At 51.8% G+C, this 15,746-nt stretch carries 15 protein-coding genes; 5 read left to right on the top strand and 10 right to left on the bottom strand.

Annotated features, from left to right (window positions below; all coding sequences use genetic code 11):
* Positions 1-121 precede the first annotated feature (121 nt).
* A complete protein-coding gene (locus ACR02O_RS13945) occupies positions 122-1,417 on the bottom strand; it encodes an ABC transporter permease (protein WP_494521865.1) in 1,296 nt (431 codons plus the stop codon).
* The gene (locus tag ACR02O_RS13940) at positions 1,414-2,328 is read right to left on the bottom strand and encodes an ABC transporter ATP-binding protein (protein WP_494521864.1); all 915 of its coding nucleotides are present in this window, start codon (positions 2,326-2,328) and stop codon (positions 1,414-1,416) included. Before ACR02O_RS13940 ends, ACR02O_RS13945 begins: the two co-directional genes overlap by 4 nt.
* 323 nt (positions 2,329-2,651) lie before the next feature.
* Here ACR02O_RS13940 and ACR02O_RS13935 point away from each other — a divergent pair, with 323 nt between their 5' ends.
* Genes ACR02O_RS13935 through acnB form a run of 3 tightly spaced genes read left to right on the top strand, consistent with a single transcriptional unit; the run spans position 2,652 to position 6,876 of the window.
* Positions 2,652-3,662, top strand: coding sequence for an isocitrate/isopropylmalate dehydrogenase family protein (locus tag ACR02O_RS13935; protein WP_319963047.1), 1,011 nt, complete (start codon positions 2,652-2,654; stop codon positions 3,660-3,662).
* A 22-nt stretch (positions 3,663-3,684) separates the two neighbouring features.
* Positions 3,685-4,299, top strand: a complete 615-nt coding sequence (locus ACR02O_RS13930) for a Uma2 family endonuclease (RefSeq protein WP_494521863.1) — start codon at positions 3,685-3,687, stop codon at positions 4,297-4,299.
* 18 nt (positions 4,300-4,317) lie between these two features.
* Positions 4,318-6,876, top strand: coding sequence for a bifunctional aconitate hydratase 2/2-methylisocitrate dehydratase (gene acnB, locus ACR02O_RS13925; protein ID WP_494521862.1), 2,559 nt, complete (start codon positions 4,318-4,320; stop codon positions 6,874-6,876).
* 115 nt (positions 6,877-6,991) lie between these two features.
* On the opposite strand, the gene ACR02O_RS13920 is transcribed toward acnB, so the two are convergent.
* From ACR02O_RS13920 to dbpA, 5 genes are all read right to left on the bottom strand, one after another.
* Complete coding sequence (locus tag ACR02O_RS13920; RefSeq protein WP_225587603.1) at positions 6,992-7,366, bottom strand: hypothetical protein; 375 nt, start codon at positions 7,364-7,366, stop codon at positions 6,992-6,994.
* 412 nt (positions 7,367-7,778) lie between these two features.
* Complete coding sequence (locus ACR02O_RS13915; RefSeq protein WP_171695390.1) at positions 7,779-8,201, bottom strand: HIT domain-containing protein; 423 nt, start codon at positions 8,199-8,201, stop codon at positions 7,779-7,781.
* Positions 8,202-8,268: 67 nt separating this feature from the next.
* On the bottom strand, positions 8,269-9,126 hold the full coding sequence (gene mepA, locus ACR02O_RS13910; RefSeq protein ID WP_494521861.1) for a penicillin-insensitive murein endopeptidase: 858 nt from the start codon (positions 9,124-9,126) through the stop codon (positions 8,269-8,271).
* Positions 9,127-9,162: 36 nt separating this feature from the next.
* Positions 9,163-10,299, bottom strand: coding sequence for an acyltransferase family protein (locus ACR02O_RS13905; protein ID WP_494521860.1), 1,137 nt, complete (start codon positions 10,297-10,299; stop codon positions 9,163-9,165).
* Positions 10,300-10,512: 213 nt separating this feature from the next.
* Positions 10,513-11,901, bottom strand: a complete 1,389-nt coding sequence (gene dbpA / locus ACR02O_RS13900; protein ID WP_494521859.1) for an ATP-dependent RNA helicase DbpA — start codon at positions 11,899-11,901, stop codon at positions 10,513-10,515.
* 235 nt (positions 11,902-12,136) lie between these two features.
* Between dbpA and ACR02O_RS13895 the strand changes: the two genes are divergently transcribed.
* Entirely contained in the window at positions 12,137-12,298 is a 162-nt protein-coding gene (locus tag ACR02O_RS13895) for a hypothetical protein (RefSeq protein WP_494521858.1), read from the top strand.
* A gap of 102 nt (positions 12,299-12,400) precedes the next feature.
* On the opposite strand, the gene ACR02O_RS13890 is transcribed toward ACR02O_RS13895, so the two are convergent.
* Positions 12,401-12,706, bottom strand: a complete 306-nt coding sequence (locus tag ACR02O_RS13890) for a hypothetical protein (protein ID WP_494521857.1) — start codon at positions 12,704-12,706, stop codon at positions 12,401-12,403.
* 137 nt (positions 12,707-12,843) lie between these two features.
* On the opposite strand from ACR02O_RS13890, the gene ACR02O_RS13885 reads away from it, so the two are divergent.
* Positions 12,844-13,941, top strand: a complete 1,098-nt coding sequence (locus ACR02O_RS13885) for an IS5 family transposase (RefSeq protein ID WP_415878136.1) — start codon at positions 12,844-12,846, stop codon at positions 13,939-13,941.
* Positions 13,942-14,094: 153 nt separating this feature from the next.
* On the opposite strand, the gene ACR02O_RS13880 is transcribed toward ACR02O_RS13885, so the two are convergent.
* Together ACR02O_RS13880 and ACR02O_RS13875 are read right to left on the bottom strand one after the other, a co-directional pair.
* The gene (locus ACR02O_RS13880; protein WP_494521856.1) at positions 14,095-14,709 is read right to left on the bottom strand and encodes a DUF4062 domain-containing protein; all 615 of its coding nucleotides are present in this window, start codon (positions 14,707-14,709) and stop codon (positions 14,095-14,097) included.
* 128 nt (positions 14,710-14,837) lie between these two features.
* Positions 14,838-15,713 (bottom strand): glycerol kinase, encoded by an 876-nt coding sequence (locus ACR02O_RS13875; RefSeq protein WP_494521855.1) that lies wholly within the window; start codon positions 15,711-15,713, stop codon positions 14,838-14,840.
* Between the last annotated feature and the right edge of the window lie 33 nt (positions 15,714-15,746).

Below are 15,746 nucleotides of genomic sequence, written 5' to 3'. Positions count from 1 at the left end.
GGGCGCATCAGTGTTTCCGATAGCCAAGTTATTGTTGTTTTTGTAGCTGGGCTTTATTTTCTCTATTCCGGTAGGCCTAAGCAAGAAAAGTTAGCTAACGCACCAACAAATTCTATCGGCCTTAAACACTTTGCCGCCAGCGTTGATAAAGCAGGCGTAAAATCAGCGCACATTGCAGCGCGGCAAAAGCTAACGCCGAGAATGCGGAATCCGCCCATAGTGGAAAGAATAAGGCTGAAACGCCGGTCATGCCGACTGCGCCGAACAGGCCGGGGAGAATGCCGTACAGCAGCGCTGCGGACAGTAAACTCAGACTAAACGCGCGTTGCGGATTTTTGCCGTAGCAAAAAAACAGGTAAACGGCGCAATCGCGTAGTACTAATAGTACGACAGCCAGTGGGTAGGCATGCAGGGAGATGTCCAGCCAGGCAAAGCGTTGCTCTTGGAAGCTCAGAAATATCGCAAACGGCAGGCTTAGCGCAAAACTCAATGCGCTCAAGGGTAGTTCCTCACCCACTCGGCGCCAATTCGCTTGTCGCCAATAATCCAGTAAGCGTTTGATGCGCATTGGCTCGTGCCGTTCGACGATGACGCCAATGTAAGTTAAAGCGCTGCAAACGGCTAAAGCAGCCAGGGAAAAGGAATAGTGGGTATTGGGAATAAAGCCGCCCAAATAGACAATCAAAAACAGCGTAAAACCCAGCCAGGCCCAGGGCAAATTTCGCAAACTCAAGTCTTGCGCCAGCAAGCGATAATTGCCCATGACGCACCAGAATAAGGCGCAAAGCAGGCTTATTTGGTGCAAAGTCTGTGGGTTAACGGTCAGGTTATACCAGGTGTTACTTTGAAAATGACCGGGCAAATAATTGGCCGTTTCGGTTAAATCAGTCAAAGACGGCATGAAAACGAGGAAGCCCACCAATACCAAAATGAGTATCGAACCGGTTTTTAGCTGGCCGCGTTGCACTGCCAGCAATCCCAACAAAAGCCCGGCGCTTTGTACCAGTAATGCAGTGCCAATGGCGTAAAAAAACAATAAGGGTAGGGCGGCCGGATTGTCGGTAGCCAGCGCATAGACCAGTAAACAAATGCCCGCGCAGTACCAGACCATGCTGGTACTGCCCAGCAGTTTGCCCCAGGCCATTTGCCAAGGCCCGAGAGCCGACAGGCGTTGCGTATCCCAGGTGCGGTCGCGGTATTCTTCAACAATGCTCTCCAGGCTTTGCCGGGTGCCCCATAGCAGCGTGATCAGCATGAATAGCGTCAAAGCGGCTTGCGCGGTGATGCTGCCCAGCCGGTAGTCGTCCAAAAAATAGCTTAAGGTAAACACCGTGCCCAGCACGATTGGCGCACCGACCAGCCGAGCTGGCGAGCATTCCAAAATCAGCTGGCGTTCAAATTCGGGATTCAGATTCATGAGCTGTGGCGGATAGTTTGTAGGTAAGCGTCTTGCAGATTGCTGGGAACCGGGGCGAATTCGCAGACCGGTAAATCCAGTGCGATGAGGGCTTTCAACACTTGGTGTTGTTGAGTCTTGTCGCCATTAAGTTGCAGTAAGGCTTGTTGTTTATCGTCGCTATTCAACACCTTAACATCGGGTAGCGATTGCAGGCGTTGCAGCAGGTTTTCTATTGGATATGCCAGCAGTAATTTAAAGGGTTTTAGTAAGGACGGCGCTTTCACCGCAACCTGTTCGACGATTTTGCCGTGACGCAGCACCAGCATATCGGTGCAATAGGCCTCCAGCTCGGCGAGGATATGCGAGGACACCAGCAGCGTCATGCCTTGGGCTTGCAAGTCTAAAAATAGCTCGGCCAGTTCATGGCGGGCTTCCGGGTCCAAGCCGGAGGCTGGTTCGTCCAGCAACACCACCGGTGGTTTGTGGATGATGGCTTGGGCGATGGCTACCCGTTGACGTAAGCCGCGCGATAGCTCGGCCGGGCTGTTTTCCAATCTATCTTGAATATGCAAACGCCGGCTGACAGCTTCGATGGCGGCGGGGCAATCAGTTGCAAAAATGCCCTGGGCGCGGGCCACGAAATGCAGGCATTGCCGCACCGTCAAGCGTTGATAAAGCCCAAAAAAATCCGATAAGTAGCCGATGATGCGATGGCACTCGCGCGGTTGTTCCAATACGTCGATGCCGGCGATATTGATCGCACCGCTGACCGGTTGATCCAGCGCCGCCATGCAGCGCAGCAGCGTGGTTTTGCCGGCGCCGTTGGGGCCGACCAGCGCGGTGATACTACCGGCGGCGATGTCGAACGACACATCGTCCAATGCGCGTAGGCCTGGGTATTCGAAAATCAGCTTATCGACGGAGATCATGTTTAGCTTTGATGAAGGCTTGGGTAAAAAATGATGCGGGTTCGATGATACCGCTTTTTGGTTTGCCGGACGCCGATTATCGGCTTAAGCTGCTTGGGTATGAATTTTGCTGCATTTCTGGGGTGAGTTTGGCTGATAAACTCCGAGTACGCCCGAAATTAAGGCCTACACCAATCCCGCTTGACCATGCGGCGGGGCGCGAAACTGTGTATTATTACTCGCAATAACGGTGCTTTATCACGCGAATGAGTAACGACTCAATCGCGATTCAGATGAGTGCACGCAAAGACTGGTTATTTTTAAACATCAAGTAGGAGAAATGAATGCATAACGTCACGTTGATTAAAGGTGATGGTATTGGCCCTTCGATCATGGACGCCGCGGTGGCGGTGATCAACGCTTCGGGTGCGAAAATTCATTGGCATGAGGCGGACGCCGGCATGTCGGCTTATGAAAGAACCGGCACGCCGCTGCCGGATGCGACGATGGAATCTATCGCCCAGACTCGGGTGGCGTTTAAAGGACCATTGACCACGATGGTGGGCGAGGGTTTTAGAAGCATCAACGTAGAACTGCGTAAACAATACGATCTTTATGCCAACGTGCGGCCGGCGAAAAGCTGGAAAGGCGTAAAAACCCGTTACGACGACGTTGATATTGTCATCGTGCGCGAGAATACCGAAGGCCTCTATGTCGGTTTGGAACATTATCTAACCCCGGCTAAGGACATCGCCGAAAGCTTGGCGGTGGTTACGAAGGCCGGTTCCGAACGCATTGTGGAATATGCCTTTAAGTATGCTATCGATAACAATCGTAAGAAAGTGACGGTCTGCCACAAAGCCAATATTTTGAAATACACCCAGGGCTTGTTCCTCAGAGCAGCACGGGAAGTGGCGGCCAAATATCCCGATATCGAGTTCGACGAAAAAATCGTCGATGCCGCCTGCATGCACATGGTGATGAAGCCGGAACAATTTGACGTTGTCGTTACTACCAATATGTTTGGCGATATTTTGTCGGATTTGACTGCCGGTTTGGTAGGTGGCTTGGGCTTGATCCCTGGTGCGAACATAGGTGCCGATGCAGCGCTATTCGAAGCGGTACACGGCAGTGCGCCGGACATCGTCGGCAAAAATATCGCCAACCCTACGGCGGTGATGATGGGGGGCGTGATGATGCTGAACCATTTGGGCGAACACGAAGCGGCTACCCGGATGCTGAACGCGATTGAAAAAGTCGTGAACGGCGGCGTCTATGTCACCCCAGATTTGAACCCGGACACCAAATACGGCACCCAGGAAATGGGTCAAGCCATCGTCGATGCGATGGAGTAATTAAGTAGCGGCGGAGGCAGTTATGAGCGCGCAACCTAGATTCGATAAGCCTTGGATGTCTGTTGAGGATTATCTGGCGGCGGAATTGCTTAGCGATATAAAGCACGAGTATGACGACGGCGAGCTGGTGGCAATGTCGGGTGCCAGCAAGAATCATGAGCGCATCAAGATGAGTTTGGCTCGACTGTTGGGTAATCATTTACAAGGCAAGCCTTGTGAACCCTTCAGTTCCGATGTCAAAGTCAAGATCGGCCAGTATCTGTTCTACCCTGATGCGATGGTGGTTTGCGAAGATACCTCGACCCACGACTATTATGCCGAAGCGCCAGTCTTGATCGTCGAAGTGCTGTCTAAATCCACCCGCCGCCGCGACGAAACCATCAAACGCCGGTTATACCAAACCATCCCCAGCTTGCTGGAATATGTGCTGATCGAACAGGACATCGTCGATGTTGAAGTCTGCCGGCGTAGCGAAGGCTGGGTGTCCAATCATTACTTTCTCGGCGATCAAGCCCGCTTCGAGTCAGTGGATTTCACGCTGGATGTTGCCGAGATTTATCAGCGGGTTGATAACGACGACATGCGCACTTTTATCGCCGAACAGGCCGCCGCAGCCAACGCATCCCAAGGTCAATAATTTTTACCGGAAATCATCATGCTAGAACAATACCGAAAACATGTCGCCGAACGCGCTGCCGAAGGCATCGTTCCCAAACCACTGGACGCCGAACAAGTTGCCGCGCTGGTTGAATTATTGAAACAGCCGCCTGCCGGCGAAGAAGCGTTTCTGCTGGATTTGCTGGCTAACCGTATTCCAGCTGGGGTAGACGAAGCCGCTTATGTCAAAGCCGGGTTTCTGACGGCGGTCGCCAAGGGCGAGGCGACTTCACCGCTGCTGACGCCGGAAAAAGCCACCGAATTGCTCGGCACGATGCTGGGTGGTTACAACGTCGCGCCGTTGATCGAATTGCTGGAAAGCGCCTCATTGGCGCCGATTGCCGCGAAAGCGCTGTCGCAAATTCTGCTGATATTCGACGCCTTTCACGATGTGCAGGAAAAAGCCCAAGCAGGCAACGCTTACGCCAAACAGGTACTGCAATCCTGGGCTGATGCCGAATGGTTTACCGCCAAGCCGGAAGTGCCGGAAAAACTCACCGTGACAGTGTTCAAAGTCACCGGTGAAACCAATACCGACGATCTGTCACCGGCGCCGGACGCCTGGTCCAGGCCGGACATCCCGTTGCACGCCAAGGCCATGCTGAAGATGCCGCGCGACGGCATCACCAATGCTGAGCAACAAATTACCGAACTGAAAGCCAAGGGCTTCCCGGTGGCCTATGTCGGCGACGTTGTCGGCACCGGCTCCTCGCGCAAATCCGCCACCAACTCGGTGTTGTGGTTCATGGGCGACGATATTCCGTATATCCCCAACAAGCGCGGCGGCGGTGTTTGTATCGGCGGTAAGATCGCGCCGATTTTCTTCAATACCATGGAAGATTCCGGCGCGTTGCCTATCGAGTGTGACGTCACCGGCATGGCGATGGGCGACGTGATTGATATTTATCCTTACCAGGGTGTCGTCAAGCGGCATGATACGGACGAAGTCGTCTGCGAGTTTGCGTTAAAAACCGAAGTGATCTTCGACGAAGTCCGCGCCGGTGGCCGGATTCCGTTGATCATTGGTCGCGGTTTGACCGACCGTGCCCGCCAATTCTTGGGCTTGCCTGCTTCTACGGTATTTCGCCGCTTAGGCGAAGCCGCCGATACCGGCAAAGGTTTTACCCTGGCGCAAAAAATCGTCGGCAAGGCTTGCGGCGTGGCCGGCGTGCGGCCTGGCAGCTATTGCGAACCGAAAATGACCACCGTCGGCTCGCAAGACACCACCGGACCAATGACCCGCGACGAACTCAAAGACCTGGCCTGCCTGGGTTTTTCCGCCGATCTGGTGATGCAGTCCTTCTGCCACACCGCCGCTTATCCCAAGCCGGTGGACGTGCAAATGCAGCACACCTTACCAGACTTCATCATGACCCGTGGCGGCGTCTCGCTGCGTCCCGGTGACGGTGTGATTCACTCCTGGTTGAACCGTATGTTATTGCCGGATACCGTCGGCACAGGCGGCGACTCGCACACCCGTTTTCCCATCGGCATTTCCTTCCCGGCCGGTTCCGGCTTAGTGGCGTTTGCCGCCGCGACCGGCGTAATGCCGCTGGATATGCCGGAATCGGTACTGGTGCGCTTCAAAGGCCAGATGCAACCTGGCATTACCTTGCGCGATTTAGTCAACGCTATTCCTTATGCGGCATTGAAAAGCGGTTCATTGACCGTCGCCAAGCAGGGCAAGAAGAACGTGTTTTCCGGGCGGATTTTGGAAATCGAAGGTTTGCCGGATTTGAAAGTCGAGCAAGCGTTCGAGTTGTCCGACGCCTCGGCCGAGCGCTCCGCCGGCGGCTGCACGATTAAGCTCAACGAGGCGCCGATTCGCGAGTATTTGAACTCCAACATCACCTTGCTGAAATGGATGATTGCCGAAAGTTACGGCGATGCCAGGACCATTCAGCGCCGCATCAAAGCGATGCAGGATTGGTTGGCGAACCCGGTATTGATGGAAGCGGATAAAGACGCGGAATATGCGGAAATCATTGAAATTGACCTAAATGAAATCACCGAGCCATTGTTAGCTTGCCCAAACGACCCGGATGACATCAAGCCTTTGTCGGAAGTGGCGGGCACCAAGATCGACGAGGTGTTCATCGGTTCCTGCATGACCAACATCGGCCACTTCCGCGCCGCCGGCAAGTTGCTGGAAAAAGCCGGGGCCTTACCCACACGCTTGTGGGTAGCACCACCGACCAAAATGGATCAAAACCAGTTGATCGAAGAAGGCTATTACGGCACCTTCGGCAAGGTCGGAGCGCGCACCGAAATGCCGGGCTGCTCCTTGTGCATGGGCAATCAGGCGCGAGTGGCGGAAGGTTCGACCGTGGTATCGACATCGACCCGCAACTTCCCCAACCGTTTGGGCAATGGCGCGAACGTCTATCTGTCCTCAGCGGAATTGGCAGCAGTGTGCTCGCTATTGGGCAAGATTCCGACGGTTGCCGAGTATATGCAATATGCCGCCAGCATCGAACAAACCAGCGCGGATACCTACCGTTATCTTAACTTCGATCAAATTGATAGTTATCAGGATAAGGCCAAGGAAGTCGCTTAGCCCGGCGTATTTTAGGCATCGTGCCGTAGCAGGCGTGGTAACCCGGTTTTAGCTGGGCTACCGCGCCGCATCAGGTGGGAAGATATGGCGCGGAAGGGTAAGCAATGAAAAAAAATTACAGGCTATCAATAATCTCCAGGCAGCGCTGAAAAGCACTACGGACGATGAAAAAGGTCATTGCAAGCGGGTAGGATAGATAGTGCTCAGGTAGTGCCAGACAAATGAGCACCAATACCGCAACGGCGCAGGAATCGAAGCGGGCCAAATATTTTTGCATATAGCGCAAGGATTCTTGGGATTCCCAATCAAACTGCGGACTTTTGTTGATTAAACCCAGTAGCATCCAACTGCTAAGCAAAGCAAAATAAACCGGAAACACGCTGAATTGCGGTGAGCCGTCGCTGAATTGCGGGCTCCAGTAACCGTACCAAGTCCATAAGCCAGCGGAGGCAAAACCATCGTGCCATATTTTGCTGGGTACTAATTTCAAACAACCACTCAATAGAAAAAGCACCGCAAGGCACGCTCCCGCACCCCATACGGCCTCTATATTCAGTAAGGGTAAAAATGCATTTTGGGTTAAGGTTAGGGGAGTTAAGATTAGACAGCAGACGATGAAAATAGGCATGGTAGTAACAATGGCTTTTTTAAGTTTTACGCAGTCTGCCATAAGCTCGACGGATTTGAGCAATCGATATAAGCGGCTTACCTGGCTCGAAATTTCCTGAGCTTCTGATGCGGGCTCAAACTGGAGTCACGATATTTGCAAGCGCCTGTCCTTACGTTGCGACCTTTTTGATTGTGACTTGCTTTTGCACCGAGCGTCAATCACACAATAATTGGGTTATTTCAGTTATTGCCTATTCTCGCTTGCTATCCCTAGCTAAAGATTCACTCAATTTTCAATTGATTAAATGCATCTGCAAAGCGGAACGGAGTTGGGTAATTCTTTGTTCGGCCTGATCGCCTGCATACGGCAGGCTGGCGAACTTTCCCCATACCGGCGCCGGCCAGGCTTTATCGGTTTGATAGCGCACCACATGGTGCAGATGCAATTGCGGGACGAGATTGCCGATTGCGGCAATATTGAGTTTGTCGGGGCGATAAATACTCGCCAGTGCCTCGGCAAGCAGACAGGACTCGCTTTGCAGAGCCTGTCTATCCGCCTGTCCAAGCTGATAAATTTCTCTGATATTGTGGCGCCTGGGCACCAGGATGAACCACGGGTATTGGCTGTCGTTCATCATTAACAATTCCGTTAGCGCAAAGCTCCCTACGTTAAAACAATCTTGCGCTAGTTGTTGATGAAGTACGAAATCGGGCATGGTGCTCTCAAATGAAGAATAAAATAATTAGCCGACTGATGCTGTAAAGGCCGATACGCCAATATCATCAAGGACGACTCAACAGCTGCTCGCACAATGCCGGTAACGGCGGTGGCGGCAGCGGCACGCTTTTCGACGGGGCTTTGGCTTCCGCGGAAAACCACCACGCCAAGCTGGCGTCGCAACCGTCGCCGGCAGGTAACGGCTCTTGCGAGTCGCAATGCGGACTATGCGGGGGGCATTTCAAGCGCACATGAAAATGATCGTCGTGTTTCCACCATGGGCGAATCTTCCTCAACCACTCGCCGGCTCCGGCACTTTTGGTGGTGCACAATTCTTGTTTGATGCTGGGGTTTACAAAAATCCTGTCGACCTCGGGTTGGCGTGCGGCGGCTTCCAGTACCTTTGCCAGGTCCGGCGACCAATGCCGGTAATCCATAGTATCGTTTTGCATGTTCACGACCGACGGTGCGCTCCAGGTTTCGCGTTCATTGGCTGTTAGCTGCCGGTTACTGGCTTGTTCCGATAATAAAAACCATATATCCACATCCAAGCCTGACTGATGGCTGCGATGTCCGCTCAAGGTAGGGCCGCCGCGCGGTTGGCCCAAATCGCCGATCAACAACGAGCCCAATTTATGCTCAGCGCTGAACTGGCCAAGATGCTGGATAAAGCCGATTAAGTTAGGATGCCCATAATAGCGGTGGCGCGATAAGCGCATCACTTGATAGCCTTGACCATCCTGAGGCAGGGTGGCCGCGCCGCTGATACAGCCGCTGGTATAGGTGCCTATGCTTTCGCTGGGTTCCTGGGTCGGTGTGGTGATTTTGGCCCAGTCTTGAGCGGTCGAGCCGGCCGTAGCGTCGATGTTAACGCCCAACGCGGCAACGCTTACTAAAATGGATGAAATGCTAGCTAGGCGCATGGTCAATTGGCAAGGAAATGGAATAACGGGCCGCGATTATACCGTTGGCTTGCCGATAGCGGCTATCGCATCGGTCACTCGCCGCCCCAAACTCATGCTGGGGATTTCCAGCCAATGATAAAACAACAAAGAAACCCCTTGCACGCAGCCGATAGTGATAAGCCAGCCGCCAAACCAAAGTGCCAGCCGGTTTTCGGTAAACCCTTCCAAAAATTTTAAAACCAGCGGCGTCAGACAAATCAGAATCGCCATGTGGCTGAGATAGGCGCTGTAAGACACTTTGCCGATTTGCCGTAACATCGGTTGCGATAGCACCTGCTGTGCATCTTTAGAACCTAGCACGAACATCAAAATCAAGCCGGCTCCCAAACCGGAACCCAGCCAGACTGCGGTATCGCCAAATATGTCCGACGGTACAAAAGTGCCGCAGGTATAAAACGTTAGGCCAGTCAACAGCAACAAACGCCGTTGCCAGCGGCGGCCGGACAGGTAACGGGTCAGATCGGTGTAGTGTCTGGCAATGGTCATGCCCAATAGAAAATGCAGCAAGAAAATTGATACGCCTAATAGGCTAGTCGCCAACAAGCCAAAAAATACCAGCCAAGAACTGCCGCGTCCCGCCAGCAATAAGCCTACCGGTAGTAGCAAAGACAGTACCAATTCGATACTTAAAGTCCACGCTTGCGGCAACAGTACGATTAAGGCGGGCAATTTCAATAAAAAACTCTCGCGTAGCATGTCAGAGGGCGTTAACGGAAATTTATGCCACATGCCGGTTATCCAGTCAGTCGCCGGCAGACTGGTCTTCAGTATCGCGCTGTCGAAGGTGTTCAGAAACAGGCAGGCGCTGATCAGCAAAACCAACAAGTACGGCAACCAGATCCGAAACATCCGATTGATCAAGAAACGCGCCAAATGAAACTCGCTGAGATCAGGTATGTGCCCTGCACGAAAATAGCGCAAAGACAGCACCACGCCACTGAGCACGAAAAACATCGATACCGCCGCCGAGCCGTCCCACCAAATGTGTAGCGGCGAGAAATCCAATAGTTGCTGGCAAAGTGGCGTTTCGCAGGGTAGGCCATAGGCGATCACAAAATGTTCGCTGATAACGGCCAAGGCCGCCAGGCCGCGAATGGTGTCCAGATAACTGATATGTGTTTTAGGTGCCACAGGCGAATCTTATTTTGGAGTAGTCAGTGTCGGCTGGCATAGGTATAGCAGGCTTTGGCGATTCGGCTATCGAGCGCTGTTATATTTGCTGGGTTGCGAAAGCAGACGCTGTTAAGTTGCTGATCATCCGTCTTCAGCCGTCATCCCCGCGTCGGCAGGGATGCGGGAATGCCGTCAGAAAAACCAAGCAAAACCGCTGCGCAAGGCTTTAAACTAATTCCATTGCGATTTGCGCACGTTGAAATTGCGGCCCTTGATTTTACCGGCCCGCAAGCAAGTCAAAGCCCTATCCGCACTGCCGCGTTTCACGGCAACATAGGCGTGTTTATCGAAGATGTCGATTTTGCCCACTTCGCCGCCGGCTATGCCGTTAGCGCCGGTGAGTGCGCCCAAAATATCGCCCGGCCGCATCTTGTCCTTGCGGCCGCCGTCTATCCATAGCGTGACCATCGGCGGCTCGAAGCGGTGTTCGCTGCTGAGTTTAAACGGGGCGATTTCGTCCCATTTTACGGAACCTGCCATATAGTCTTCGATGGCTTTGACTCTGTTCAACTCCGCTTCGCTGACTAAACTCAGCGCTAAACCTTTCGCGCCAGCTCGGCCGGTACGGCCAATTCGGTGCACGTACACTTCCGGGTCCCAAGGCAGTTCGTAATTGATCACCGCTTGCATATCTTTGATGTCGAGGCCGCGCGCGGCAACATCGGTGGCGACCAGAATCGAACAGCTTTTATTGGCAAAGCGCACCAATACTTGATCGCGGTCTTTTTGTTCCAAATCGCCATGCAAGGCCTGCACGGAAAAACCGCAATTGCTCAATGTGTCCGCCACATCCTGGCATTCACGCTTGGTATTGCAAAACACCACCGTGGATTCCGGGCGATGATAAGCCAGCAAATAACCTAGCGCATTCAGGCGCTTGGCTTTGTCTACCTGATGAAAACGTTGTTCGATAGGGTTGTCGAGATGGCTGGTTTCGACGCTGACCGAGATCGGTTTGAATTGAAATTTCTGGCTTAGGGCGCGAATCGGCTCGGCATAAGTTGCCGAGAACAGTAGGGTTTGCCGATGTGTCGGCGCGTAGGAAATTACGTCGGAGATGATGTCGGCAAAGCCCATGTCCAGCATGCGGTCGGCCTCGTCCAGTACCAATACTTTTAAATGATCCAGGCGCAAGCTGGCTTTTTGCAGATGTTCCTGCAAGCGGCCCGGCGTCCCCACTACTACATGCACGCCGTGCTCCAGCGAACTGCGCTGCGGCGCGAACGGCGTGCCGCCGCACAAGGCCAGCACTTTAATATTTTGCGTGAAGCGTGCTAATTGGCGGATTTCTTTGCAAACCTGATCAGCCAACTCGCGGGTAGGGCAGATCACCATGGCTTGCACTTTAAAGCTGCTCAAATCCAGCCGCGACAACAAGCCAATGCCAAACGCCGCCGTCTTGCCGCTGCCGGTCTTAGCTTGGGCGATCACATCCTTGCCCTCCAGAATATGCGGCAGACTTTCGGCCTGGATCGGTGTCAGGTGGGTGTAACCCAGCGATTCGATGTTTTCCAGCAGGGCGGGTTTTAACGGCAAGGACGAAAATTCGGGTGTATTCACAAAGGCTCTAATCGATATGATGCGGCGCGCTTGCCGACATGCGGGAGGCCATGATACCAGAGTTGCACATTGGGTCCTTGCCGAATCAACGGGCTGCCAGCTTGCCATTCGCGGTCGATTTTTGCACTTATCGGCTGATAAACAAAATTGTCCGCCGTTCAAGCATTAAAAATATCGATCATTCGCTCGAAGCCGGAGGCAGACAAGCGCAATTAAAGCTTGGATCCAAACGACGATGAAAAACACGATTGAGTTGCTGGCCTCGGTTTTGATCATGCCCGGTGCCAAGCTGTGGACGTTGGACAAGTGGCTGGCGAAACTGGCCGATCGCTTTGGTATTGCCTATCAGGCTTCGCCGACCGCGAATTGCTTTACATTTGTTCCGTGCGGTTCGTGACCTCACCTGGTAATGGACGCTGGAGCGTCCGAGGAATCGTTCCCACGCGGAGCGTGGGAACGATTAAAAAAGCTTGGCGTGGAATTATGAAAAATTATAGATTTAAATAGCTATTGCATCCTTAATGCGAGTGTAATCGGATAATGCCGGTTCAAAATTAATCAAGTTATTGCGTTCATCGTCATGGACGTTACATAGCATCAAAAATTCTTCAAGATTTTTTGATTTTTCAAGATTGGTAAAAATATCTGCTAAGCTGATTTTTTCATCCTTTTTCGAAAAATCTGAGAAAGTAATTATATGCTGGATTAATGCTTCAGACTTCAGTCTAGTTAACATTCGTTCGACAAGGCGATTGTTTGATGCCCTAATTACTTCATCGGAACTTTCAGGCTCTAGTTTTTTCATAATTGATTCGGTATATTCTTTCAAAACAGTGCTTACATCCTTTAACAGGCTGGTGAAAAACTCGAAAAGCCAAGTAAGCTAAGGCATAGATGAGCGGCTAACTGTTAAAATAGGCTACCTAAATTTGGAGCCTTTCAATGCGCGGACACGATGCCATTCAAAACAGCTGGTTCAGCTATGTTAGCCTGGAAGACCGTATTCCCAAACAGCATCCGTTGCGTCGTTTACGGCTACTGGTTGATGGCGTATTGGCCTCAATGGATGCCGTCTTTGCCGAGCGTTACTCGCACACAGGCCGTCCCTCGATTGCCCCTGAAAAACTGCTGCGCGCCTTGCTGTTGCAAGTGCTGTACACCGTTCGCAGTGAGCGTCAGTTGATGGAACAACTGGACTACAACCTGTTGTTTCGCTGGTTTGTCGGTCTGGGCATCGACGACGCCGTGTGGGAACGCACAGTGTTCAGTGCCAACCGCGAACGCCTGCTGTCCGAAGCCCTGAGTCGCGAATTTTTTGAGCGGGTACTGGCCATAGCCGAATGGCAAAATCTGGTGTCCGACGAACACTTCAGTGTCGACGGTAGCCTCATTGAAGCCTGGGCCTCGCACAAAAGCTTCGTCAAAAAAGATGGTAGTGGTCCCGATAAACCCGCCGGCCGCAATCCCGAGATCGACTTCAGTGGCGAAAAGCGCAGCAACGCCACCCATCAAAGTACAACCGATCCCGAAGCCCGGCTTTACAAGAAAGGCGAATACACCGAGGCCAAACTGCGTTACATCACCCATGCCTTGTCCGAGAATCGCAACGGCCTGATTGTCGATGTCGAAACCACTCAAGCCACCGGCACCGCCGAAATCGAAGCCGCGCAAAAAATGATCAAACGCCGCGTGCCCCAAGGTGGCAGCGTCGGTGCCGACAAAGGCTATGACCAACCGGCGTTCGTCAACGGACTCGAGTCCCGTGATATCAAAGCCCATGTGGCCCGCAAAAAGATTGGCAGTGCCGTCGACGGCCGCACCGCGCGCGGCAAAGGTTACGCCCAAAGTCTCAAGCGCCGCAAAATCGTCGAAGAAGCCTTTGGCTGGGTCAAAACGGTCGGCGGCCTGCGCAAAACCCGTCACATCGGCTTAGCCAAAGTCGCGGGTCAGGCCTTGTTTTGCTTTGCCGCCTACAACCTGACGCGCATGCTCAACCTATTGGTGTTCACGCCGAAACCGGCGTGGAGTGCACCCGCCTAGGGTGAAGTTCGCCTGAAAACCGTCCACAGACGGCTTCAGGCGAATAAAAAGCCCTTGAAACCGGGGCAAAACGCTTGAAACTCGATGTCATGACCGATTTCAACTCGAAAAAATCACGAACATCGTGGGTAAGGGGAAATATCGGCGGGTTTTTCACCAGCCTGTTAAGCCGCTTATCTGAGTTGCAAGATCAACTAAATCCTGAACATTTTTCTTTCTGAGTAAAGAATCAGCAAATAGACCTGCCCATTGATCCCGTAGCCAGTCCACAATCTCATCCAGTTTTTCGAAGTCTCGAATCAGATTATTTCTCTTTTGAGTATATATATCATCAACAAGCTTAAATATAGAAACATTATCTACATGAGCGTATTCTATAGAGTTATTGTTTCTATTTTTCTTGTACGTGTGATATTCAGCCATTACATTTTTTTCAACAAAAATAAATATTGGTAAATCTTGTTTACGAGCAGTTTCATATTCCTTTCTTGTTATTGAGTTATAAAAATCGATTTGCTTGTCAATATCATAAATAGTGTCTGAAGAAGCACTACCATATCGCCCTCCAATTATCAAAACAAGAATATGGCATTTTTTAATTTCATCATAACAAGATATGTCGAGTGGGGCATCGTGATGAAAAGGGATGTCACCCTCTTCAAATAACACAGCCTCATACCCGAACGACTCAATAAAATCACGAAGACTATTACGTATATGTTTTAAATCATAGTAAGTAGAGCTTACAAAAATTCTCGGTTTCGCCATATTAATCCTCTGTTTAATACATAAATTAGTTTTCGTGCTTTTCTAAAAGTCGATAGCTCTTAAACATGCAGCAAACAAAGTTCGCTGCATTGATCACGTTTAATTGGAATCAAATCATAATAATTAAATCAATACGCCTGCACCCCAAACCTCAGCAACAACCTCGGTAAAATATCATCCAAATTCAGCACATCCTTATCGGTCAGTTCAATCAAATTAAAATTATATTTCTGATAAATGGCGAGTTTTTCTTGTTTTCGGGCCTGGTATTTGGCGTCGTTTTCATAACCCCAAAATTCGATATAGACCTTGCCGGTGGGGATGTAGAAGTCGCAGTACATTTCTTCTTCAATCGGCAGTTTGCGTTCGTAGGCGTGGACGATTTCCGCCATGTACAGCCAATTGTCGATCAGCATTTCCGCCTTGGAGCGGACGAAGTGGCCGTCGGTGGTGCGGTGGGTGGCTTCAAATTTGTGGCGGAAGCTGTCCATTTTGTCGGTTTCCGTTTTGGGTTTATCGACGCCCTTGATGTTATCGACGTTGTCTTTCAACGCCCGATTGCGGGTGATTTTTTCCGGCCAGCGCACGTAAGGAATGCCGGATCGGCTGTCTTCGCCTTGTTCGGCGCCCATTGCCAAACCTTGCTCGGTGACCAGCCAGCCTTTCAAGCCTTTTTTGATCCAGCCGAGTTCTGAAAGGATGTAGTTCATTTTGTTGGCGGACAGATCAAACTGTTGCCCCAACACGGTGGCGGTCAACAGCTTAGCCGCTTCCGGTTTGGCAGCGGCGTTTGGCACTTGGAAATCCTCGGGCCAGGCGACGTATTGGCCGTATTTACCGGTTAGATAGACACCGCCGGCGGCAGTGCCTGCGTCGGTTAACTGCCATTTGTCTTCTTGTTTTTCGATCAGGCCCAGTGCAGTCAACTGCCCGAACATTTGCTCTTGGGACACCCCGCGCAATTTGGCCAATTGGGTGGTGGATAGGCGTTTTTCTTCACTCATCTCTGTAGTTCTCTGGTTAGACCGGACCAAGTT

Source organism: Methylomonas sp. PHL2-19 (assembly GCF_059331595.1).
Note: the sequence above shows the minus strand (reverse complement) of the source record. Positions and strands in the feature narration are given on the sequence as shown.

What these genes read in the sequence shown, in the direction of transcription:
- ACR02O_RS13935 (WP_319963047.1), top strand. Translation starts at nt 2,652, where the DNA reads ATGCATAACGTCACGTTGATTAAAGGTGATGGTATTGGCCCTTCGATC.
- ACR02O_RS13915 (WP_171695390.1), bottom strand. Translation starts at nt 8,201, where the DNA reads ATGCCCGATTTCGTACTTCATCAACAACTAGCGCAAGATTGTTTTAAC.
- ACR02O_RS13940 (WP_494521864.1), bottom strand. Translation starts at nt 2,328, where the DNA reads ATGATCTCCGTCGATAAGCTGATTTTCGAATACCCAGGCCTACGCGCA.
- ACR02O_RS13930 (WP_494521863.1), top strand. Translation starts at nt 3,685, where the DNA reads ATGAGCGCGCAACCTAGATTCGATAAGCCTTGGATGTCTGTTGAGGAT.
- ACR02O_RS13880 (WP_494521856.1), bottom strand. Translation starts at nt 14,709, where the DNA reads ATGGCGAAACCGAGAATTTTTGTAAGCTCTACTTACTATGATTTAAAA.
- ACR02O_RS13890 (WP_494521857.1), bottom strand. Translation starts at nt 12,706, where the DNA reads ATGAAAAAACTAGAGCCTGAAAGTTCCGATGAAGTAATTAGGGCATCA.
- ACR02O_RS13875 (WP_494521855.1), bottom strand. Translation starts at nt 15,713, where the DNA reads ATGAGTGAAGAAAAACGCCTATCCACCACCCAATTGGCCAAATTGCGC.
- ACR02O_RS13945 (WP_494521865.1), bottom strand. Translation starts at nt 1,417, where the DNA reads ATGAATCTGAATCCCGAATTTGAACGCCAGCTGATTTTGGAATGCTCG.
- mepA (WP_494521861.1), bottom strand. Translation starts at nt 9,126, where the DNA reads ATGCGCCTAGCTAGCATTTCATCCATTTTAGTAAGCGTTGCCGCGTTG.
- ACR02O_RS13885 (WP_415878136.1), top strand. Translation starts at nt 12,844, where the DNA reads ATGCGCGGACACGATGCCATTCAAAACAGCTGGTTCAGCTATGTTAGC.
- ACR02O_RS13895 (WP_494521858.1), top strand. Translation starts at nt 12,137, where the DNA reads ATGAAAAACACGATTGAGTTGCTGGCCTCGGTTTTGATCATGCCCGGT.
- acnB (WP_494521862.1), top strand. Translation starts at nt 4,318, where the DNA reads ATGCTAGAACAATACCGAAAACATGTCGCCGAACGCGCTGCCGAAGGC.